12 protein-coding genes are annotated in these 23,589 nt (G+C 50.7%); 8 read left to right on the top strand and 4 right to left on the bottom strand.

The annotated features are described in order from the left end of the window. The first annotated feature begins 5 nt into the window (after positions 1-5). The 4 genes from AAE250_RS05225 (at position 6) to AAE250_RS05210 (ending at position 3,819) form a co-directional block, all read left to right on the top strand. Positions 6-1,301: a DegT/DnrJ/EryC1/StrS family aminotransferase gene (locus AAE250_RS05225; RefSeq protein WP_294598902.1), complete on the top strand. Its 1,296-nt coding sequence runs from the start codon at positions 6-8 to the stop codon at positions 1,299-1,301. 272 nt (positions 1,302-1,573) lie between these two features. Further along, positions 1,574-2,878, top strand: a complete 1,305-nt coding sequence (locus tag AAE250_RS05220; RefSeq protein ID WP_294598905.1) for an FRG domain-containing protein — start codon at positions 1,574-1,576, stop codon at positions 2,876-2,878. A 304-nt stretch (positions 2,879-3,182) separates the two neighbouring features. Then, a complete protein-coding gene (locus AAE250_RS05215) occupies positions 3,183-3,686 on the top strand; it encodes an HU family DNA-binding protein (protein WP_294598908.1) in 504 nt (167 codons plus the stop codon). A 40-nt stretch (positions 3,687-3,726) separates the two neighbouring features. Next, on the top strand, positions 3,727-3,819 hold the full coding sequence (locus AAE250_RS05210) for a smalltalk protein (protein ID WP_005837261.1): 93 nt from the start codon (positions 3,727-3,729) through the stop codon (positions 3,817-3,819). A gap of 70 nt (positions 3,820-3,889) precedes the next feature. Here the strand turns inward: AAE250_RS05210 and asnB are convergent, their stop codons facing one another. From asnB to gltB, 3 genes are all read right to left on the bottom strand, one after another. Further along, the gene (gene asnB / locus AAE250_RS05205; protein ID WP_294598915.1) at positions 3,890-5,617 is read right to left on the bottom strand and encodes an asparagine synthase B; all 1,728 of its coding nucleotides are present in this window, start codon (positions 5,615-5,617) and stop codon (positions 3,890-3,892) included. A gap of 184 nt (positions 5,618-5,801) precedes the next feature. Then, on the bottom strand, positions 5,802-7,145 hold the full coding sequence (locus AAE250_RS05200) for a glutamate synthase subunit beta (RefSeq protein ID WP_294598918.1): 1,344 nt from the start codon (positions 7,143-7,145) through the stop codon (positions 5,802-5,804). Positions 7,146-7,198: 53 nt separating this feature from the next. Then, complete coding sequence (gene gltB, locus AAE250_RS05195) at positions 7,199-11,740, bottom strand: glutamate synthase large subunit (RefSeq protein WP_294598920.1); 4,542 nt, start codon at positions 11,738-11,740, stop codon at positions 7,199-7,201. Positions 11,741-12,106: 366 nt separating this feature from the next. Between gltB and glmS the strand changes: the two genes are divergently transcribed. The 4 genes from glmS (at position 12,107) to carB (ending at position 20,358) form a co-directional block, all read left to right on the top strand. Continuing rightward, the gene (gene glmS / locus AAE250_RS05190) at positions 12,107-13,951 is read left to right on the top strand and encodes a glutamine--fructose-6-phosphate transaminase (isomerizing) (protein ID WP_294598922.1); all 1,845 of its coding nucleotides are present in this window, start codon (positions 12,107-12,109) and stop codon (positions 13,949-13,951) included. Between the two features lie 146 nt (positions 13,952-14,097). Then, complete coding sequence (locus tag AAE250_RS05185; RefSeq protein WP_294598924.1) at positions 14,098-15,981, top strand: amidophosphoribosyltransferase; 1,884 nt, start codon at positions 14,098-14,100, stop codon at positions 15,979-15,981. A gap of 43 nt (positions 15,982-16,024) precedes the next feature. Then, on the top strand, positions 16,025-17,101 hold the full coding sequence (gene carA, locus AAE250_RS05180) for a glutamine-hydrolyzing carbamoyl-phosphate synthase small subunit (RefSeq protein WP_294598926.1): 1,077 nt from the start codon (positions 16,025-16,027) through the stop codon (positions 17,099-17,101). Positions 17,102-17,124: 23 nt separating this feature from the next. Further along, on the top strand, positions 17,125-20,358 hold the full coding sequence (gene carB, locus AAE250_RS05175; protein WP_294598929.1) for a carbamoyl-phosphate synthase (glutamine-hydrolyzing) large subunit: 3,234 nt from the start codon (positions 17,125-17,127) through the stop codon (positions 20,356-20,358). A 35-nt stretch (positions 20,359-20,393) separates the two neighbouring features. On the opposite strand, the gene AAE250_RS05170 is transcribed toward carB, so the two are convergent. Then, positions 20,394-23,558 carry an AAA domain-containing protein gene (locus AAE250_RS05170; RefSeq protein WP_294598931.1) on the bottom strand — a complete coding sequence of 1,055 codons (3,165 nt, stop codon included), beginning with the start codon at positions 23,556-23,558 and terminating at the stop codon, positions 20,394-20,396. Between the last annotated feature and the right edge of the window lie 31 nt (positions 23,559-23,589).

The raw sequence follows: 23,589 nt of genomic DNA, 5'->3' as shown, positions 1-23,589 counted from the left end.
ATCTTATGGATAAAACAATTTATCTCTGCCTTGCTCATATGAGCGAGGAAGGTTGGGAACAAAAATACGTAAAGGAAGCATTTGATACGAATTGGGTAGTACCTATGGGGCCGAATGTGAACGCATTTGAGCAGAATCTTGCAGATTTTGCCAATGCAAATTCAGAAGGCTCAAAGCTTGACCGAAGGGTGGTGTGCCTCTCAACCGGTACTGCTGCCGTCCACTTGGCATTGATTGCCTGTGGCGTGAAGGCGGGGGATGAGGTGTGCGTGCAATCGTTCACCTTCTGCGCTTCTTCACACCCTATCACTTACCTTGGTGCAAAGCCAGTGTTCATCGACTCGGAGCGTAAAACTTGGAATATGGATCCGGAGCTGTTGGAGAAGGCTATCATTGAACGCAAGGCTGTGACAGGTAAGTATCCTAAGGCGATAATTCCTGTAGCGCTTTATGGTATGCCATACGACTGCGAGCGGCTCATGGCGATTGCAGACAAATACGGTATTCCTGTGATTGAGGACGCAGCCGAGGGAATGGGTTCTCGTTTCAACGGTCAAGTGCTGGGTACGTTCGGTCGCTTTGGTGTGCTGTCGTTCAACGGCAACAAGATGATTACGACATCGGGTGGTGGCGCATTGATTTGCCGCAACGAGGAGGATGCGAACAACATTATGTGGCACGCTACTCAGGCGCGTGATGCGTACTCTTATTATCAGCATACGGAAATCGGTTATAACTACCGTATGAGTAATGTGTGTGCAGGTATCGGTCGTGGTCAGATGAGGGTACTCGATAATCATATTGCACATCACAAGCATGTGCAGGAGTTGTATAAGGAGCTGTTGAAGGACGTTAAAGGTATACATCTGCATGAACAGCCTGAAACTATGAATTCCAAAACCGGTGAACGCAAATTCGATTCCAATTTTTGGCTCTGTGCAGCCACTCTTGACGAGGATGTAAAGATTCAGGGGCAGGAGAATGCTTACAAGGAGGTAATCAAGACTGCCGTAGGTGGTGCTGCCGGTGTGATTAAAGCGGTAGATTCAGCCGTAACCGATTGCCAGCCCAATGCCAATGTAGAGGCTCTTCGCGTGTTTATGCTTTCGAAAAAGATTGAATGTCGCCCCGTGTGGAAGCCGATGCACAAGCAACCGGTATATGCTGACGCTGTGGCATACGTGAATGGCGTGTCGGAAGAAATCTTCAAGGTTGGTTTCTGTTTGCCAGCAGGTCCGTATGTGACGGATGATGATGTACGTTATATTGTTGATTGCATCAAGGAGGCGATTATCAATTAATATGAAACAGTTTTTTATTGGTGTTTGGCAGTTCATTAGTTATTTGTTCTGGCCTCAGAAGACAGATAAATCAAGGTATGATGCTTGAATAGTTGATTATTATTTAGGATATCTCAATACAGCCAAATATCTTTGTCGAAAATTGGAATCAATAAATAAAGTCTGTTTAACTAAAAAATATTAAGGATTCGCGACGAACGAAGAAAAGTTTTTTACGAACTACATATCCTAAAAACTCATGTAGCTAAGACAGGAATTCTAAGAACAGGATTATGATTTTATCAGAACTAATACAAACTATCCACAACGAGATAGTAAAGCGGGATTTAATGTATGAGCATACACCTGCGAATAAAGCTATTCTCGAGCAGAAGTGCGGTGGAACTTTTGAGGCTGTACTAACAGGGAAAGGGGATACGAAGTGTTTAATTCCTCAAGTAGGAACTTTGCATTTTCTCTTCCGCGGTCAAGGTGAAGAGTATATTCCTTGTTCGCCTTCGCTTTATCGTGGTAATCCGACAGATGTAGAAGTGTTCGTGGAGAGGATGCGCCTTGTGGTGTTCCGACGTTTATTGGCATCCCACCCTGTAGTGGAGCAGTTTTTCCGGAAACATAGATTTCTTGTAGATGAAGAAGGGTTGGCGCAACATTATGGTTTAAAGACCTCGGTTCTGGATTTGACAAGTAGTTTGGAGGTGGCATTATTCTTTGCAATGTGTCCTTACGACAGCGAACATGACAGGTACTGCTATCATAATGATGGCAAGGAGCATGAGGCTGTTCTATATGTCTTTCTGCCGATATTCGATAATGAACCAATCCCTATGTTGGATGGGAACGGATTCTTAAATGGAAGTATCAAGCCTATTGGTTTGCAGGCATTCAGACGTCCTGGAGCACAGCAAGGGTATGGCTTGCATCTATCAAAGGAGGAAAGCTTGAAAGCGTATATGTATAGGTTTACGTTCACATGTGAGGAGTCGGAAGCTTACTACAGAAAATTTGCTGATGGTGATGGACTTTGGATAAAAGATGAATTAGTGGATAAAGCAAAGTCAATTACTAAGCAGGAAGTCTTTTCATTCAATGTGTTCAACGAAACATTTTGCGACTACAGACCTAAAGGATTTTCTGGCAATAAGTTGAAGAAGTGCTTGCCAAACGGCATCAAGTTAAAAACAAAAGTTGAAGATGTGGTCTTTACCGCAGAGGAACGTACTCAAATAATCGAACGATGGAACAACGATTTAGGTAAATCGATGGCTTCTACCATTTTCCGAAAGCAATGGTTTGAACATGAAGGTGTTGAAGATAGCAACGACGGGCAGCAACGTATTGTAGGCATACATAATGAGCATGCATTCAGATCTTTGAAGCAGTTGGAAACCCAGCAAATGCTTTTGATGATAGCATGTCCTGATGGTCCTGAAGGTGCTGAGTGGAAAAACTACACCAATACTCCATATACGAAAAAAAAGATGAAAGCCCCCGACAATGCCCAATGGACAAAAATTCCAGCAAGAATGGAGGATATGTTTGGTAATCCGTATCTGACGGAAAAGGATTGGTGGATATGAAACAGTAAATAGTGACAAAAGGTTATTGCATATTACACATTTTAAAAGATGCGATTTACATCTAAAAAATAGTTATTGAATACCTAGAGTTGATTTCACCGAACTGACGTTAAGATACATATTGGGGAAACATACCCTTCAAATGCTTGCGGTTCCTATCTCAACTATATGCACTTTTCTGAGAAAAACTACTCTCAAGCGCCTTTTTTCTTTGGCTGTATAGTTTTTAATCCGCACCTTTGCATCGTTGATCAACGAAACATGTGAATAGAAAAACGAATTTAAATCTCTAAAGAAAAAAAGTATGAGTGTAATTTTTAGAACGGTGGAGAGACCGTCGGACCCTCGGGTTGAAAACTCTCCCAAGAAATATTTCCCGCAGTTGGTGACGTTAGGACAAAGCGTAGATTTGGCGTTTATTGCACAGAAGATGCAGGATCGTTCTTCTCTGTCTATCGGTGACATCAAGAGTACGATGCAGAATTTTGTGGAAAAGCTGAAAGAGCAGCTACTGGAGGGGAAAACGGTTAATATTGCCGGACTAGGTGTCTTTATATTGGCAGCAAAATCGAAAGGCGAGGAAAAGGCTGATGATGTAACGGCTAAAAGTGTGGAGAGCGTCCGTATCTGTTTTCAGGCGAACAAGGAGCTGAAAATATCGAAGGCTGCTACCCGTGCCGGAGAAAGGTTGGATTTGGTGAGTCTGGATGACTATCTTAAGGGAAAGACCACGACAGGTGGTGGCTCCGGTTCGGAAGGAGGAGACTCCGGTTCGGATGGAGACCAAGGCGAGAACCCACTGGGATAACGGTGGCCATGTACTATTAATCAAATAATGGATAATCTTTATGAAAAAAACGTGGAATGTGATTTTGAAACTTATTATCGCCGTAGCGAGTGCTGTGGCTGGTGTGATTGGCGGACAAACAATGATGTTTTAGTCTGACCGAATTTGGTAAATAAAGAATAAGAAGAGCTGCTGACGGGAAATCTGTCGGCAGCTCTTTTTTTTTATTCCTGATACGCTTCTTCGTGTACGCCGGCTATGGCGCGTCCGCTCGGTTCGTTCTTTCCCTGGAAAGAAGCATCCCATGCGAGGGCTTCGGCCGTGGAGCAGGCTACACTGGGCACGCTGGGCACGCTGCGGGCTGCACTTTCACTGGGGAAGTGCTCCTCGAAGATGGAGCGGTAGTAGTATTCTTCCTTGTTCTGCGGCGGATTGACGGGGAAGCGCTCGGCCACGTGCGCCATCTGCTCGTCGGTGACAGCTGTGGCGGTGATGGCGTGCAGAGTGTCGATCCAGTTGTAGCCCACACCGTCGGAGAACTGTTCCTTCTGACGCCAGGCAACGCTTTCGGGCAGCATGTCGGCAAAGGCCTCGCGGACTACTTGCTTTTCGATGACCTTACCCGGACACATCTTGGTGGCGGGATTGATGCGCATGGCCACATCCAGGAACTCTTTGTCGAGGAAGGGTACACGGCCTTCTACACCCCAGGCAGCCAGACTCTTGTTGGCACGGAGGCAGTCGTAGGTATGCAGGCGGGAGAGCTTGCGGACAGTCTCCTGATGGAAGGCTTGCGGGGTGGGGGCTTTGTGGAAGTAGAGGTAACCACCGAACACTTCGTCGGCACCTTCGCCACTGAGCACCATCTTGATGCCCATAGACTTGATGACGCGTGCCAGCAGATACATAGGAGTGGAAGCGCGTACGGTGGTGACATCGTAGGTTTCGATATGGTAAATGACGTCGCGCAGAGCATCGAGTCCCTCTTGAACGGTGTAGTGTATTTCGTGGTGAACGGTGCCGATGTACTGTGCCACTTCGCGGGCTTTCAGCAGGTCGGGTGCACCCTTCAGACCGATGGCGAAGGAGTGGAGCTGAGGCCACCAGGCGTCAGACTCGTTATCGGTTTCGATGCGCTTGGAGGCGTATTTCTTGGCGATGGCGGAGATGACGGAAGAGTCGAGGCCGCCACTGAGCAGCACACCGTAGGGGACGTCGGACATGAGCTGGCGGTGTACGGCTGCTTCGAGGGCATCGTGCACGGCAGAGACTTGGGCGGCATGGGCTTTTTTGTCCTGCGAGGTGGGCTCGTAGCTGCGTTGGGCGGCAGGAGTATAGTTGTCCTTCACGGCTTCGTAGTCGGTCCAGTCGCGGGTGTACCAAGGCTTCATCTTGCCTTCGCTGCCCAGGTAGTAGTGGCCGGGGAGGAAAGGCTCATACTCATCGCAAAAGCCTTCGAGGGCTTTGAGTTCGCTGCCGAAGTAGACGTGGCCTTCGCGGTCGCGGCCGATATAGAGGGGGATCACGCCGATGGGGTCTCGGGCAATGAGGAAGTCGTCTTTTTCCTCATCGTAGAGGGCGAAAGCGAAGATGCCGTTGAGGTCTTCGAGGAAACGGGGGCCTTTTTCGCGATAGAGTGCCAGGATGACTTCGCAGTCCGATCCGGTCTGGAAGTCGTAGCGACCAGCGTAGCGGGCACGGATTTCGCGATGGTTGTAGATTTCACCGTTGACGGCAAGGACCAGCCGGCCATCGGCGGAGTAGAGGGGTTGCCCGCCACTCTCGGGGGAGACGATGGCGAGGCGTTCGTGGGCCAGGATGGCGGAGCCGCCGACGTAGATACCACTCCAGTCGGGACCGCGGTGACGAATTTTCTGCGCCATTTTCAGCGCTTTGCTTCTCAGTTCAGAGGTCTGAACTTTTATGTTGAAGATTCCTGCTATTCCACACATAGTTATAAAAGTTAAAATGTTAATGATTTAAAGAGCCAAAATAAGGGCAGAAAATCTACGTATATAGGGAACTGAATCTGCGCCTATAGGGAGCAAAATCTACGCCTATACGCAGATTTGCCCGCGTATATAGGGAGCAAAATCTGCGTCTATACAGTAAATTTACCCGCGTCTATACGCAGATTTACCCGCGGTAGAGGTACTCATCTATTGCCTTCGCCACCCGTCGCCCGTCCGCCAGTGCACGTACCACGAGGCTGGCGCCGAGAGCGGCATCGCCGGCTACAAATACATTCTCGGCAAACTTGGGCTGTTCCGGTTTCAGGAAGCCCATGGCGAGGAGTACCATATCGGCGTCGATGATTTCTTTCTTGCCTGTGGGCTTCATCGTGGAGCGGCCGCCGTCCGGAGCCGGAATCCATTCCACTTCTTCCACCTCTACGCCACACACCCGTCCGTTCTTTCCGATGAACTGGTTGGAGGCCAGCGACCAGCGGCGGGTACAACCTTCTTCGTGGCTCGAGGTAGTCTTCAGCACTACGGGCCATTGCGGCCACGGCGTTGCCGGATTATGACCTACTGGTGGTTGCGGCATGATTTCGATTTGCGTCACGCTTGCGGCTCCCTGGCGGATACTGGTGCCGATACAATCCGAGCCCGTATCGCCACCGCCGATGACGAGGACACGTTTGCCCCGTGCATTGACGAGTTGATCCTTCGGGAAAGTCTCTCCGTCCAAGATATGATTCTGCTGTGCCAGCATGTCGAGGGCAAAGTAGATGCCTTTCAGTTCGCGGCCCGGAATGGCAAGGTCGCGTGCTTGCGGCGTACCGGTACAGATGGCATAAGCGTCGAACCCTTCGGGCAGTTTCTGCACGTCTACGTGTACGCCCATTTCAAAGTGGATGCCTTCGGCTTCGAGTACCTTCATGCGGCGGTCGATGACGGCTTTATCCAGTTTGAAGTTGGGGATGCCGTAGCGTAACAATCCGCCCGGCATAGGCTTACTGTCGAAGAGCGTCACCTCATAGCCTCGGGCATTGAGGCGCACGGCTACAGAGAGTCCCGCAGGCCCGGCACCGATGACGGCTACCCGCTTTCCGTTGCGTTCGGGTTGAACAGGCACCACATAACCTTCGCGGAAGGCTGCTTCGGCAATGGCCGCTTCGTTCTCGCGGATGGTGACGGGTTCGTTGCACGAAAGTTTCAGTACGCAAGATTTCTCACACAGCGCGGGGCAGATGCGTCCCGTGAATTCGGGAAAGTCGTTGGTCGAGGTCAGTATCTGATAGGCTTCGCGCCACTTGCCTCGATAGAGTGCGTCCTGAAATTCGGGGTCTTTGTTGCCCAGCGGACATGCCCAGTGGCAGAAGGGTACACCGCAGTCCATGCAGCGCGAAGCTTGCAGTTTGCGGTCATGACTGTTCAGCGTCTGTTCTACTTGGCTGAAGTCGGTGATACGTTCGTGTATCGGCCGGTAACCCGCTTCCTGGCGGGGTATGGTTAGGAATGCTTTTGAATCGCCCATGATGAAATTTATGATTTCAAATTTATGATTTATGATTTCAAGGATTTATGATTTCAATAGTCTCTCTGCATATCTGCAATCTTCTGTTGCAGCTTCCGCATTTGTTCCTCTTGCAGTACCTTTTTGTACTCGATGGGGACTACCTGGATGAACTCGTCCACGTAGTGCGTCCAGTCGTCGAGCATGGTACGTGCCAGCTTGGAGCCGGTGTAGAGGTAATGTTGGCGGATGAGTTCGTGCAGTTCCTTGCGATAGGAGGCTTCTTCGATAAGGCTCAACTCTACCATCTCCATGTTGCAGAAGTAGTCGAAGTTATCGTTTTTGTTCCACACGTAGGCCACACCGCCCGACATACCGGCTGCAAAGTTACGTCCCGTTTCGCCCAGCACTACTACGCGGCCGCCGGTCATGTACTCGCAACAGTGGTCGCCCACACCCTCGACTACGGCGATGGCACCGGAGTTGCGGACGGCAAAGCGTTCGCCTACGCGTCCGTTGATGTAGACTTCGCCGCTTGTGGCACCATATAATAAGGTGTTGCCCGCAATTGTATTCTTCTCGGCTTCGAAGTTGCTGCGTACCGGAGGCAGTACGGCGATGCGTCCGCCGGAGAGTCCCTTGCCCAGATAGTCGTTCGCTTCGCCTTCGAGCTTGAAGTTGACGCCCGGCACGAGGAAGGCACCGAAGCTCTGTCCGGCCGAGCCTTTGAACTTGACGTTCAGCGTCTGTTCCGGCAATCCCTTTTCACCGTATCGGGCGGCAATGGCACCGGAGAGCATGGCACCGCAGGCACGGTCGGTATTGGCGATGGCGTATTCCAGTGATACTTCCTTCTGATGCTCGATGGCGTCGGTGGCAGCGTTCAGCATCTCTACATCCTTCACGTGGTCGATGCCGTGTTGCTGGTCGATGACGTGGCGGATGGCTGCATCATTGTCCACGCGTGCCAGCAGCTTGTCGAAGGAGATAAGAGAATGTTTCTCTATGCCGTCGGCAGGCTTGCGGATGATGAGGTCGGTGCGGCCGATGATGTCGTCCAGTTTCTCTACACCGATTTCGGCCAGGTATTCGCGCACTTCCTGCGCCAGGAAGGTGAAGAAGTTCACCAGGTATTCGCTCCGTCCGTGGAAGCGCTTGCGCAGTTCGGCGTTTTGGGTGGCCACGCCCACGGGACAGGTGTTCTGATGACATTTGCGCATCATCACGCAGCCCAATACAATCAGTGCACTGGTGGCAAAGCCGAACTCTTCGGCACCGAGCATGGCCATCAGTACGATGTCGCGGCCTGTCTTCAACTGTCCGTCTACTTGCAGCATTACTTGCCCGCGCAGTCCGTTCAGTACCAATGTCTGTTGCGTCTCGCTCAGTCCGAGCTCGGGCGAGATACCCGCATAGCGGATGGAGCTGGCGGGAGAAGCCCCCGTACCGCCTTCGGCACCGGAGATGACGATGAGGTCGGCTTTCGCTTTAGCCACACCGGCGGCAATGGTACCTACACCGCTCTCGGCTACCAGCTTCACGCTGATTTTGGCGCGCGGGTTTACATTTTTCAGGTCGAAGATGAGCTGTGCCAAGTCTTCGATGGAGTAAATATCGTGGTGCGGCGGCGGAGATATCAACGAGATGCCGGGGATGGAGTGACGCGTCTTTGCAATCACCTCGTCTACCTTGAAGCCCGGCAACTGGCCGCCTTCACCGGGCTTTGCGCCCTGGGCTACTTTTATCTGTATTTCGTCGGCATTCACCAGGTATTCTGCCGTTACGCCGAAACGTCCCGATGCTACCTGCTTGATGGCGCTGCGCAGCGAGGTTCCGTCTTCGCGCGGTGTGAAGCGTGCGCTGTCTTCGCCACCTTCACCCGTGTTGCTGCGGCCGTGTATCTTGTTCATGGCGATGGCCATTGCTTCGTGCGCTTCGCGGCTGATGGAACCGTAGCTCATGGCACCCGTAACGAAGCGGTGCAGGATGTTTTCCACGGGTTCTACCTTGTCGATAGAGATTGGTGCACGGCGGAAGTCGAGGAAATCGCGCAGGAAGATGGGCGCTTCTTTGCCATCTACCAGGGAGGTGAATTCCTTGAATTTCTTGTAGCTGCCCAAGCGGGTCGCCAGTTGTAGGGTGGAGATTGTTTCAGGGTTCCACGCATGCTTTTCGCCGTCTTTGCGGAAGGCGTAGAGGCCGTTGTTGGGTAGCTGCTCGTCTACTTTCGGGGCAAAGCCCGCATTGTGGAAGGCTATTGCGTCGCGTGCCACCTCGTCCAGACGGATACCGCCGATGGAAGAAGCCAGTCCGCCGAAGTAAGCGTTGCTCAGTTCTTCGCTCAGACCTACTGCCTCGAATATCTTGGCACCGCGGTAGGAGCGGATAGTAGAGATACCCATCTTACTCATGATCTTGAACAGACCTTTGCAGATGGATTTGATATATTTCTTTTCAGCCGTAGCATAGTCCAGCTGTATCTCTTTCTTGGCCACCAGCTTGTCAATGACCGCGAATGCCATGTACGGGTTCAGTGCGCTGGCACCGAAGCCCAGCAACAAGGCTGCGTGCATCACTTCGCGGATTTCACCGCTCTCTACTACCAGTGCCGTCTGCACGCGTTTCCCTACCGAGATCAGGTGATGGTGCACGGCGCTCACCGCCAGCAACGACGGAATAGCGGCATGGGTGGCATCTACCTCACGGTCGGAAAGCACGATGTAGTTCACGCCCTCGGTAACAGATTCTTCGGCCTGCTTGCAAAGAGAGGCCAGCGCTTCCTGCAAGCCTTGACGTCCTTTCTCCACCTCGAACAGCATGGGCAGCTTCAAACTCTTGAAACCCTTGTAGCGGATGTTGCAGAGGAGGTCGAGTTGCGTATTGCTCAGGATGGGGTGGTTCAGGCGTACCATCTTGCAATGGCTTTCGTTGGGCGTCAGGATGTTCATGCCCACGGCGCCGATGTATTCCGACAGAGACATCACCAGTTCTTCGCGCAACGGGTCGATGGGCGGATTGGTGACTTGAGCAAACTGCTGACGGAAGTAATTATAGAGAAGTTGTGGTTTATCGCTCAGTACGGCCAGCGGCGTGTCGTTACCCATTGAGTTGATGGGCTCGGCACCGGTGGTACACATCGGTACGATCAGCCGCTCTACATCTTCCTTCGAGAAGCCGAAGGTGAGCAGCATGCGTTCGTAGTTCTCCACGCTGTGGGGCACTTTACGTCCGCTTTTCAGTTCGTCCAGTTCGATGCGGTTGTTGGCCAGCCAGGTGCGGTAGGGCTTGGCTTCGGCAAGCTGTTGTTTCAGTTCGCCGTCGTAGAAGATTTCGCCTTTCTCGGTGTCTACGAGCAGAATCTTACCCGGTTGCAGGCGTCCTTTCTCTTTGATGTCGGCGGGCTCGAAGTCCATCACGCCGACTTCGCTTGCCACTACCATCATGTCGTTGTGGGTGATGAGGTAGCGTGCAGGGCGCAGGCCGTTACGGTCCAGCATACCGCCTGCATAGCGTCCGTCGCTGAAGAGCAATGCTGCCGGTCCGTCCCACGGCTCCATCAGGATGGAGTGGTATTCGTAGAAGGCTTTCAGGTCTTCGCTGATAGGGTTCTTTTCGTTGAACGATTCGGGCACAAGCATCGCCATAGCGTGCGGCAGGCTCAGACCCGACATCACGAGGAATTCGAGCACATTGTCCAGCGAGGCGCTGTCGCTCATGCCCGGTTGCACAATGGGACGTATCTCTTTGATATCGCCCAGCGTGGGAGAGGAGAGTACGCTTTCGCGGGCTTCCATCCAGCCACGGTTACCGCGGATGGTGTTGATTTCGCCGTTGTGCGCCAACAGGCGGAACGGCTGTGCCAGTCCCCAAGTGGGGAAGGTGTTGGTACTGAAACGGGAGTGTACCAGTGCCAGACCGCTGGTGAAGTAATTGTTCGTCAAGTCGGGGAAGTAGTTGCGCAACTGCAAGGACGAGAGCATACCTTTATAGACGATGTTCTTCGTGGAGAGCGAAACTATGTAGAAATCCTCACGGGCGGGGATGTCCGACTTGCGTATTTTGTTTTCTATTCTCTTCCTTATTATATATAGCGTACGGTCGGCGGTTTCGGCGTCCGTAAATCCGGTGATGAAGATTTGTTTGATGTCCGGTTCGTTGGCCAGTGCCGATTCTCCCAGAATTTCGGGGCAGGTGGGCACGTTTCGCAGGTGCATCAGTGTCAGTCCTTCTTTCTCGATTTCTTCGATAATGACGCTCAGAATGGCAGCCTGGTCCCGTTCGTCCTTCGGAAGGAAAAGCAGACCGGTACCGTACTTTCCCTTTTCGGGCACGGGGATTCCTTGCAACAAGATGAACTCGTGCGGGATTTGCAGCATGATGCCGGCGCCGTCTCCGGTCTTATTGTCTGCACCTTCGGCTCCGCGATGGCGCATGTTCTCCAATACTTTCAATGCCGATTCTACCAGATCGTGTGATTTGCCCCCATGAATGTTGACCAGCATACCTACTCCACAAGCGTCGTGCTCATTGGAGGCATCGTACAGGCCCAGTTGTCTGGGCTGTCGTTGGTAGGGCTGTGCTTTTGTTTCGTTGTTAAAAAGTTCTTCTTTCATCATTCTAAGTTTACTTTATTTCTGTGTAATACCTATTAGTAGTGTCAAAATGTTCGGCAAATATAGTTATTTAATTTCAAAATGATATAATAATATCCGCACTTCTCTTTCATTAAATACCTGCAATTGGGGATAAGGTTATAATCTGACACGAAATACCGGCTGTTTTCTTTTAAATTCAAATCAAATACATTTAGTTTGCTTTTAGATTGTAAATTCATCCTTTTGCTTTCAAAAGAATATTTTCTTTTGCTTTTTGACATTAAAAGAACTTTTTTCTATTCTTTTGATAAATAAATAGGAGAAAAATAAACTTTATGTTCTTAAGAATATGTATCTTTGCAGCGCAAATTCAAATACTGATATATTATGTGTGGAATCGTAGGCTATATAGGTCAAAGGAAAGCCTACCCCATTCTTATCAAAGGTCTGAAGCGGTTAGAGTACCGTGGATACGATAGTGCAGGGGTAGCATTGATCAGTGACAACCGGCAGTTGAACGTGTATAAAGCGAAAGGTAAGGTTTCGGAACTGGAAACTTTCGTTACTCAAAAAGATATTTCCGGTAATATTGGTATTGCACACACCCGTTGGGCTACGCACGGAGAACCTTGTTCCGCTAATGCCCATCCCCACTATTCCTCTTCCGAACGTCTCGCACTCATCCACAACGGCATCATCGAGAACTACGCCGTCCTTAAAGAAAAACTCCAAGCTAAAGGCTATTCATTTAAAAGCAGTACAGATACCGAGGTACTGGTACAGCTCATTGAGTACATCCAGTTGACAAACCACCTTGATTTGCTGACGGCCGTACAGCTTGCCTTGCAGGAAGTGATCGGTGCGTATGCCATCGCCGTGCTCGACAAAGACAACCCGGACGAGATTATTGCGGCACGCAAAAGCAGTCCGCTGGTAGTGGGCATCGGCAAGGACGAGTTCTTTCTGGCATCGGATGCCACGCCGATTGTGGAATATACCGACAAGGTAGTGTATCTGGAAGATGAAGAGATTGCCGTGATACGCCGGGGTGAGAAGCTGAAGGTAGTGAACCTGAAGAACGTGGAGTGCCCGCACGAAGTGAAGACGGTGGCACTCAACCTCGGTCAGTTGGAGAAGGGCGGTTATCCGCACTTCATGTTGAAGGAGATCTTCGAACAGCCCGACTGTATTCACGACTGCATGCGCGGACGCATCAATGTAGAAGGAACCAATGTGGTACTTTCGGCTGTGATAGATTATAAGGAGCGCCTGCTGGCTGCCAAACGCTTTGTGATTGTAGCCTGTGGCACGTCCTGGCATGCAGCACTTATCGGCAAGCACCTGATCGAGAGCTTCTGCCGCATCCCGGTGGAAGTGGAATATGCATCGGAGTTCCGTTATCGCGACCCGGTGATTGACAGCAACGACGTAGTGATTGCCATTTCGCAGAGCGGAGAGACAGCCGATACATTGGCTGCCGTGGAACTTGCCAAAAGTCGTGGAGCATTTATATATGGTATATGCAATGCCATCGGCTCCAGCATTCCCCGCGCTACGCATACAGGCTCGTATATTCACGTAGGACCCGAGATCGGTGTGGCATCTACCAAAGCCTTCACCGGACAGGTTACGGTGCTCACCATGCTTGCCTTGACGCTTGCCCGGGAGAAGAAGACGATTGACGAGGAACAATACCTTGCCGTTGTCAAGGAGTTGGGACAGATTCCCGACAAAATGAAGGAAGTATTGAAGCTGAACGACTGCATTGCCGAACTTTCCAAGATATTCACATACGCCCATAACTTCATTTACCTGGGACGCGGTTACAGCTATCCCGTAGCCCTGGAAGGTGCATTGAAGCTGAAGGAAATCTCGTATATCCATGCCGAAGGCTATCCGGCTGCCGAAATGAAGCACGGGCCTATCGCCCTGGTAGACGCCGAAATGCCGGTGGTGGTTATCGCCACGCAGAACGGACTTTACGAGAAAGTGCTCAGCAATATCCAGGAAATCAAGGCGCGCAAAGGCAAGGTTATTGCCATCGTTACGAAAGGCGATACGGTTATCAGCAAGATTGCCGATACTTGCATCGAACTTCCCGAAACAATGGAATGCCTCGATCCGTTAATAACTACGGTGCCGCTGCAGATGCTTGCTTATCACATCGCCGTGTGCAAAGGTATGGATGTAGACCAACCGAGAAACCTTGCGAAATCGGTGACCGTAGAGTAGGGAAAAAACAGATGATGTGTTGAGGCAAAACAGATGATGCGTTTGACCCAAACAGATGATGTGTTTACCCTGAACAGATGATGCGTTTTACTTGAATAGATAATGCGTTTTTGTAACTTGTAATTTAGTAATTAGTAAATCTATAAATGGAACAACTAAAGCATGAATGTGGCGTCGCCATGATACGCCTGTTGAAACCGCTGGAATACTACGAAAAGAAGTACGGCACATGGATGTACGGACTGAACAAGCTCTATCTCCTGATGGAGAAACAACATAATCGCGGACAGGAAGGTGCGGGTCTGGCTTGTGTAAAACTGGAAGCCAATCCCGGTGAAGAGTACATGTTTCGCGAACGGGCCTTGGGCTCCGGTGCTATCACCGAGATTTTCGGTACGGTGCAGAGTAACTTCAAGGATCTGACAAAAGAACAGCTGCACGATGCCGAATACGCAAAGCGTGTGCTTCCCTTTGCCGGTGAAGCCTATATGGGGCATTTGCGCTATTCCACTACCGGAAAGTCGGGAATCTCCTACGTGCACCCGTTTTTAAGAAGAAACAACTGGCGTGCCAAGAACCTTGCCCTCTGCGGCAACTTCAATATGACGAACGTCGATGAAATCTTTGCACGCATCACCGCCATCGGACAACATCCGCGCAAGTACGCCGATACATACATCATGCTCGAACAACTGGGACACCGCTTGGACCGCGAAGTAGAACGCCTCTTCAACCTCGCCGAAGCCGAGGGCTTGACGGGCATGGACGTGACCCATTACATCGAAGACCATATCGACCTTGCCAACGTGCTGCGCACTTCGAGCAGGGAGTGGGACGGAGGATATGTGATGTGCGGACTCACCGGAAGCGGTGAAACCTTTGCCGTTCGTGACCCGTGGGGCATCCGTACCGCCTTCTGGTATCAGGACGACGAGATAGCCGTGCTTGCCAGCGAACGCCCTGTGATACAGACCGCCCTGAATGTGCCTGCCGCTTCCATCAAGGAACTGCAACCCGGACAAGCTATGTTCATCAACAAGGCGGGCAAGCTGCGTACGGTGCAAATCAACAAGCCCCGTGAGGTGAGACCTTGCTCTTTCGAGCGCATCTACTTCAGTCGCGGCAGTGACATGGACATCTACAAGGAACGTAAACTGTTAGGTGAGAAGTTGGTACCTAACATCTTGAAAGCCATTGATAACGATATCGACCATACCGTATTCTCCTTCATCCCCAACACGGCCGAAGTTGCCTTCTACGGCATGCTGCAAGGACTGGACGAGTATCTCAACGAAGAAAAGGTAGAGCAGATTGCAAACCTGGCAAACAAACCCAGTCACGAAGAACTGGAACGTATCCTTTCCCGACGCATACGAAGTGAAAAGGTAGCCATCAAAGACATCAAGCTGCGCACGTTTATCGCCGAGGGCAACAGCCGCAACGACCTTGCCGCTCATGTGTACGACATCACTTACGGGAGCCTCGTGCCAGGTGTGGACAATCTGGTTGTCATTGACGACTCCATTGTCCGCGGAACCACCTTGAAGCAAAGTATCATCGGTATCTTGGACCGTCTGGGTCCGAAGAAGATCGTTATCGTCTCTTCCTCTCCGCAGGTACGCTATCCCGATTATTACGGCATCGACATGGCAAAGATGAGCGAGTTCATCGCCTTCAAGGCTGCCGTAGAGCTGCTGAAAGAACGGGACATGAAGGATGTGATTGCCGCTGCCTATCGTAAGTCGAAAGACCAGGTGGGCTTGCCGAAGGAGCAGATGGTGAACTATGTAAAGGATATCTATGCTCCCTTCACCGACGAAGAAATCTCCGCCAAGATGGTGGAACTGCTTACCCCGAAAGGAACGAAAGCCAAAGTACAGATTGTCTATCAGCCCCTCGAAGGACTGCATGAGGCTTGTCCCAAACATCAGGGAGACTGGTACTTCAGCGGAGACTATCCTACACCGGGTGGCGTGAAGCTGTTGAATGCCGCATTCATTGACTATATTGAACAAGTTTACCAGTTCTGATGGAAGAAGAAAAGAATAATCAAGATACAAAGTAATACTATAGATGAGAAATGTAACTCTTATCCTCGACGACGGGAGCCGCTTTCACGGCAAGTCGTTTGGCTATGAAAAGCCGGTAGCGGGAGAGGTGGTCTTTAACACAGCCATGACGGGTTATCCCGAGAGCTTGACCGACCCTTCGTATGCCGGTCAGTTAATGACGCTCACTTATCCGTTAGTGGGCAACTACGGTGTGCCACCGTTCACCATCGAACCGAACGGGCTGGCTACGTTCATGGAGAGCGAACGCATCCATGCTGAAGCCATCATCGTGAGCGATTACTCGGAGACGTACAGCCACTGGAACGCTGTAGAAAGCTTGGGAGACTGGCTGAAACGTGAACAAGTACCCGGCATTACGGGCATCGACACGCGTGAACTGACGAAGGTGCTGCGCGAACATGGTGTAATGATGGGCAAGATTGTCTTCGATGACGAGCCGGAGAATGTGCCCGAAGCAGTCTATGCAGGCGTAAACTATGTAGATAAGGTAAGTTGCAAAGAGGTGATCCGTTACAATGAGGGTGCTGATAAGAAGAAAGTAGTGCTCGTGGATTGTGGTGTAAAGTCCAACATCATCCGCTGCCTGCTGAAACGCGACGTAGAAGTTATCCGCGTGCCCTGGGATTACGATTACAACGGACTAGAGTTCGACGGACTGTTCGTCTCCAACGGTCCCGGTGATCCCGATACCTGCGATGCTGCCGTACAGAACATCCGCAAGGCAATGGCAAACGAGAAGTTGCCTATCTTCGGTATCTGCATGGGTAACCAGTTGCTGAGTAAAGCGGGAGGAGCCAAGATATACAAACTGAAATACGGTCATCGCAGCCACAACCAGCCCGTGCGCATGGTGGGTACGGAGCGTTGCTTCATCACCTCGCAGAACCATGGTTATGCCGTAGACAACAATACGCTGACCGAAGACTGGGAACCGCTTTTCATCAATATGAACGATGGTTCCAACGAGGGCATCAAGCATAAGCGCAATCCCTGGTTCTCGGCACAGTTCCATCCGGAAGCTGCCAGCGGACCGACGGACACGGAGTTTCTGTTTGACGAGTTTGTGAAACTGCTGTAATTACCTTATTAAACGTACAACAAATGAAAGAAGATAAAATAAAGAAAGTCCTGCTACTCGGCTCCGGTGCACTGAAAATCGGTGAAGCGGGAGAGTTTGACTACTCCGGTTCGCAGGCGCTAAAAGCGTTGAAGGAAGAAGGCATCCATACCGTCCTCATCAACCCGAACATCGCCACGGTGCAGACTTCGGAAGGCGTTGCCGACCAGATTTACTTCCTGCCCGTCACCCCCTACTTTGTAGAAAAAGTCATCGAGAAAGAGCGTCCCGACGGCATCATGCTTGCCTTTGGCGGACAAACCGCCTTGAACTGCGGTGTAGCCCTCTACAAAGACAAGATCTTCGAGAAATACGATGTAAAAGTCCTCGGTACCCCCGTACAAGCCATCATCGACACCGAAGACCGTGAAATCTTCGTTCAGAAACTGAACCAGATCGATGTAAAGACCATCAAGAGCGAAGCAGTAGAGAATGCCGTAGATGCCCGCCGTGCCGCCAAGGAACTGGGTTACCCCGTCATTGTCCGCGCTGCATACGCACTCGGCGGACTGGGTTCGGGCTTTTGTGACAACGAAGAAGAACTGAATGTATTGGTAGAAAAAGCCTTCTCTTTCTCTCCGCAGGTACTCGTAGAGAAGTCCTTGCGCGGCTGGAAAGAGGTGGAATACGAAGTAGTCCGCGACCGCTTCGACAACTGTATCACCGTCTGCAACATGGAGAACTTCGACCCGCTGGGCATCCACACGGGTGAGTCCATCGTCATCGCTCCGTCGCAGACTTTGAGCAATAGCGATTATCATAAACTGCGCGAACTTGCCATCCGCATCATCCGCCACATCGGTATTGTAGGAGAGTGTAACGTACAGTATGCCTACGATCCCGAGAGTGAAGACTACCGCGTAATCGAGGTAAATGCCCGCTTGAGCCGTTCGTCTGCATTAGCCTCTAAAGCAACGGGTTATCCGTTGGCATTCGTGGCTGCAAAACTGGGACTCGGCTACGGCTTGTTCGACTTGAAGAACTCCGTTACCAAGACCACAAGCGCCTTCTTCGAGCCTGCACTCGACTATGTAGTCTGCAAAATCCCTCGTTGGGACTTGGGTAAGTTCCACGGTGTGGACAAGGAGCTCGGTTCTTCAATGAAGTCCGTAGGCGAGGTAATGGCCATCGGCCGTACCTTCGAGGAAGCCATTCAGAAAGGACTCCGCATGATAGGTCAGGGCATGCACGGCTTTGTGGAGAACAAGGAGCTTGTTATCTCCGATATCGACAAGGCGCTGCAAGAACCTACCGACAAACGTATCTTCGTTATCTCCAAAGCCTTCCGTGCCGGATATACCATCGACCAGGTGCACGAGCTGACCAAGATAGACCGCTGGTTCCTGGAGAAGCTGATGAACATTATGAATACCAGCAAGGAACTGGAACAGTGGGGCAAGAATCATAAGCAGATTGCCGACCTGCCCGTCGAACTGCTTCGCAAAGCCAAAGTACAAGGTTTCTCCGACTTCCAGATAGCCCGTGTCATAGGTTACGAGGGAGATATGGAGGACGGCATCCTCTACGTCCGCAACTACCGTAAGAGCGTAGGCGTGCTGCCCGTAGTGAAACAAATCGATACCCTTGCCGCCGAATATCCTGCACAGACCAATTATCTGTACCTGACGTACAGCGGCATTGCCAACGATGTGAAATACCTGGGCGACCATAAATCCATCGTCGTACTTGGTAGTGGTGCCTACCGTATCGGCTCCTCGGTAGAATTCGACTGGTGCGGTGTGCAGGCGCTGAACACCATCCGCAAGGAAGGCTACCGTAGCGTTATGATAAACTATAACCCCGAAACCGTGTCTACGGACTACGATATGTGCGACCGCCTCTACTTCGACGAACTCACCTTCGAACGCGTTATGGATATCCTCGAACTGGAAAATCCGCATGGCGTCATCGTCTCTACCGGTGGCCAGATACCGAACAACCTTGCCTTGCGCCTCGATGCGCAGAACGTGCCCATTCTGGGTACAAGCGCCAAGAGCATCGACAATGCCGAAGACCGTGACAAGTTCTCCGCCATGCTCGACCGCATCGGTGTGGATCAGCCCGAATGGAGTGCGCTTACTTCACTGGAAGACATCAATGTTTTTGTAGAGAAGGTAGGTTTCCCCGTGCTGGTTCGTCCGTCGTACGTGCTCTCGGGTGCGGCCATGAATGTCTGCTCCAATCAGGAGGAGTTGGAACGCTTCCTGCAACTGGCAGCCAATGTATCGAAGAAGCATCCCGTTGTAGTCAGCCAGTTCATCGAACATGCCAAAGAGGTGGAGATGGATGCCGTGGCGCAGAATGGAGAAATCATCGCTTACGCCATCAGCGAACATATCGAGTTTGCGGGTGTGCACTCCGGTGATGCCACTATCCAGTTCCCGCCGCAGAAGTTATATGTGGAGACCGTACGCCGCATCAAGCGCATCAGCCGTGAGATTGCGCGCGAACTGAATATCTCGGGACCATTCAATATCCAGTACCTGGCTCGCGAAAACGATATCAAGGTGATTGAATGCAACCTGCGTGCCAGCCGTTCCTTCCCCTTTGTCAGCAAGGTGTTGAAGATCAATCTCATCGATCTTGCCACAAAAGTAATGCTCGGCATCCCTGTGCAGAAGTTGGACAAGAACCTCTTCGACCTGGATTACGTAGGTATCAAGGCCAGCCAGTTCTCCTTCAACCGTCTGCAAAAGGCCGACCCGGTGCTGGGTGTGGACATGGCCAGTACGGGTGAGGTGGGCTGTATCGGAAGTGATACTTCCTGTGCTGTCCTCAAAGCCATGCTTTCCGTGGGCTATCGCATTCCGAAGAAGAATATCTTGCTTTCTACCGGTACGCCGAAGCAGAAAGTGGATATGCTTACTGCCGCCCGCATGCTTCAGCAGAAGGGTTACAAGATCTTCGCTACGGGTGGTTCCAGCAACTTCCTTACGGAGAACGGTGTAGAGAATACCCGCGTCTACTGGCCCAGTGAGCCGGAGAAACAACCGCAGGCACTCGACATGCTGCACAAAAAGGAGATCGATATGGTAGTAAACATCCCGAAGAACCTCACCGCAGGCGAGTTGACAAACGGCTACAAGATACGCCGTGCCGCCATCGACCTCAACATTCCGTTGATTACGAATGCCCGTCTGGCAAGTGCGTTTATCCATGCCTTCTGCACGATGACGCTGGATGATTTGGCTATCAAGTCATGGTCGGAATATAAGTAATGCCACACTTGGGCAGCTCAAATGCCACACTTCCTTTACTCAAGTGTGGCATTTGAATTGTCGCCCACAAACCAGTCTATCACCTGCCCAAGCTCTGCATGTAGCTCATCTTCCGTAAAGTCTATATCCGACGGATAAATCAGGCACATCCATAAATCCGGTTCTTCTGATATTTTCTGATAATGAGAGGCAGGCAATAGTGGAAATGTTATTGCCGGATCACTAATCATGACTTCAAAGATCAGCTGGTAAGGATGCGAATATATGACGTGATGCCGCATCCGGTAATCAGGTCCGGTCAGGAAAGAATATTTGGGAATAGGACGGATTTCCGGTTCTTCTATATCCGTTTCTACATCCACAACTACGTCTTCAAAAGAAGGCAAATCTGTGTAAAGCAGTCGTCTCAAACCGGTATCTTCCTCCGAGAAGCGGATGATCTGCGTATTGAAGTTCCCATTCTTCTGCGACCATATCTCATAGTCACCGATAAAATAGACACGCTTCTTTGCACGGGTTACCGCTACATTCAGGATATTGCTGTTTACCCATGCAATAGCTCCCGTAGACGAAGGCTGACATCCCAGCAAGAAGATGACTTCCTCCGCCTCCTTGCCCTGGAATTTATGCACTGTGCCGCAATTAGCCTCTGCCCACCTCTTGTATTTGGGCAGTAGCCATTCATTTTCCTTCAGCTGCAATGCCTTCCTTACAGCTGTTTTCACCCCGTTGACAACGGTTGTAAAAGGAGATATGACGTACAACTTCCGGTTATCTTTTCCTTCGTAATGCTTCTTCATCCAGGATAAGATAATCCGAAGACAGAGTTCTCCCTGCTCGGGTACGTAGTGGTTGCCTCCTCCATTAGCCATATTCCTCTTTGAGGGTACATCTATCCATAGCGAGTGGTCGAATAACAATTCCTGCTGTTCGTCTGCCTTTACTTCATCCTTTGTGCCCAGTATCATCGTTCCGTCATAAGAAACCCGATTGGAAATGCTGAACATCGGATTGATGCACCGCCGATGTACCACTAACGGACACCCTACCCAGGTTTCGCCTATCCACGCTCCATACGGATTAATTCGGTCGGCAAACCCTTGTACGGAATGAGACTTTGACAGATAGGCTGCCAGAGAAGCGATTCTGCACTTCTTCTGATAAAGACTCATCAGCGTTTCATCGGTGGTCACCACCGGTTCCACTTGCTTCGGATCGCCTACAATGATTGCTTTCTTTGCCCTCCACAGAGCGCCTACGGCACATTGTGGGGCGGCTTGTCCGGCTTCGTCTACAATCAATAGTCCCAGTTGTTCCTTACCTACGTACTCCAGCATTTTCTGCACCGAAGCAAAAGTAGTGGAGACCACCGGTACAAGGAAGAAGAGACTGTTGAGCAGGGAAGGGAAGATCAGCGCCTTTTCTTCGGAGGTATATTTACCTTCCCAGAGATATATGAGGGAATAAAGATTGCACCGCCACTTGAAAGAATGGATGATAAACGAACCATGCAATACAAGTGCCCGGTAGAACAGCTCTTCCCTTGCTTTGTCGAAAGCTGCATTTTTCAGAGGATTGGCAGGCTGCATCTTTTCATTGGCTTCTTCAAACAGAGCTTCGTTGCAGGACAGTCTATGGCGCAACTGCTCTACAAGCCGGTATTGCTCCATAAACTGCTCTTTGGCATCCTCGAAAGTAGGGAAGCGCCCTTTGAATTCGGCGGCTACCTTTTTGTTATCTGCCTTGCTGCTGATTTTGGAGGCAAACTGTTTCAGCACCATTTCGCAGAAAGAGCGGATGTTATCGCTTTTACCCAGTCGTGCCGAAATCAGTCCCCAGGCTTTCTTTGTCTGTTTGTCAGGTTCCGTAGAGCCGTTGAGCATATTTGTGGCAAGCTCGCCGAAGAACAGGTCGCGTTCTTCACTGAACTTCAGCGTGTGCCCGGCTTCTTTCATGGCTTGTGCCTTGGGAAGTTTGCTCATTTCCGGCAGTTCGAAGGTGATGTTCTCTACTGCCGCATTATTGCAGGATGCCACCAGAATGCCATAATCATCGAGTCCGGATTGTGTTTTAAAAGCGAACGTACTCTGTGACTGTGTTTTGCCTTCCAATGTTTTATTCAGAATGGCATCATAACCGAAAGCGTCATCCGGTTTCTTTAGGTTTGCCAGTAAGCGTGCCCGACGCACTATATATTCGGCTATGATATCTTTAAGCAACGTTGTTTTTCCGGTTCCCGGAGGGCCGTTGACGGAGAAGATGCCGCATCCGCCTTGCCGTTCATCCGTCAAGGCTATGTTGATGGCCATTTGCTGCATCAGTGCGGGGGCAAACTCAGAAGGCCAGCGTCCCATGGGGTATTTCTCCGGTTGCAGCCACTTCCGGTAATTCTCTGCGGAGCAGATGCTGTGGCGTCCTTCAACGGACTTTAACGGTGCATTGATATAGGTATTCAACAGCAGGGCAGACTCTTTGCTTTGTAAGCTCCTGCGTACCCGGCTCAGGTCTTTGGCATAGAAACTCTGGTTCAAGTCAGTATCATTTTCCAGCAGCGTACGGATGCATATTTTCTTTAACTCCTTCTTGCGGTAGAGTTCGGTAGAGTAAAACAGGTTTTGTATATGCAGTTCCGTCATCAACTGCTTCACCTTCTCCAGCAGTCGTCCGTACAATTCGCCGTCCGGAATATCTGCCTGGAAAAACTCATCGCCTTCCTTTATCAAAGGTTCTAAATTATCCTCATTGATCGTCCGGTCGTGCAGCAAGCAACTTATCGCCCAGATATAGGAGGAAAGTTGAAATGAGCCTTTTATGTATTTACCTTCGGGAGATAGCTCTATGGTATAGAGCACGCTGACTTCCCAATTCTTTTCGAGCAGCTTTCTGAAACGTTTATTGTCTTCTTCGGCAGGAATGCGATTGTACAGCGCCGAGAACAGTTCGAACTTCGACACTCCGCCTGCATAGACGCGGAAGTTCTCGTCACCTTCTTCGGAAGGGTGTATAAAGTCGTTCAGTTCATCTTGCGAACCGGCATATTTCAATCTTACTTTTTCAGAGTCGGTATTGCTGTTTGTCGGTTTAGGGAAAGAAATTTCTTGAAAATACTCCAAGGCTTCCCAATAGGCTACTATATTAGTCGTGTCGCGCGAATCATTGGTAACTGAGCTTAGCAGTTCTTTCAGGGATGTCAGGTTCATCAGTTTATAGGATTATTTTGAGTTTCTACCT

This window comes from Bacteroides sp. GD17 (assembly GCF_038448625.1).
Classification (GTDB): Bacteria; Bacteroidota; Bacteroidia; order Bacteroidales; family Bacteroidaceae; genus Bacteroides.
Note: the sequence above shows the minus strand (reverse complement) of the source record. Positions and strands in the feature narration are given on the sequence as shown.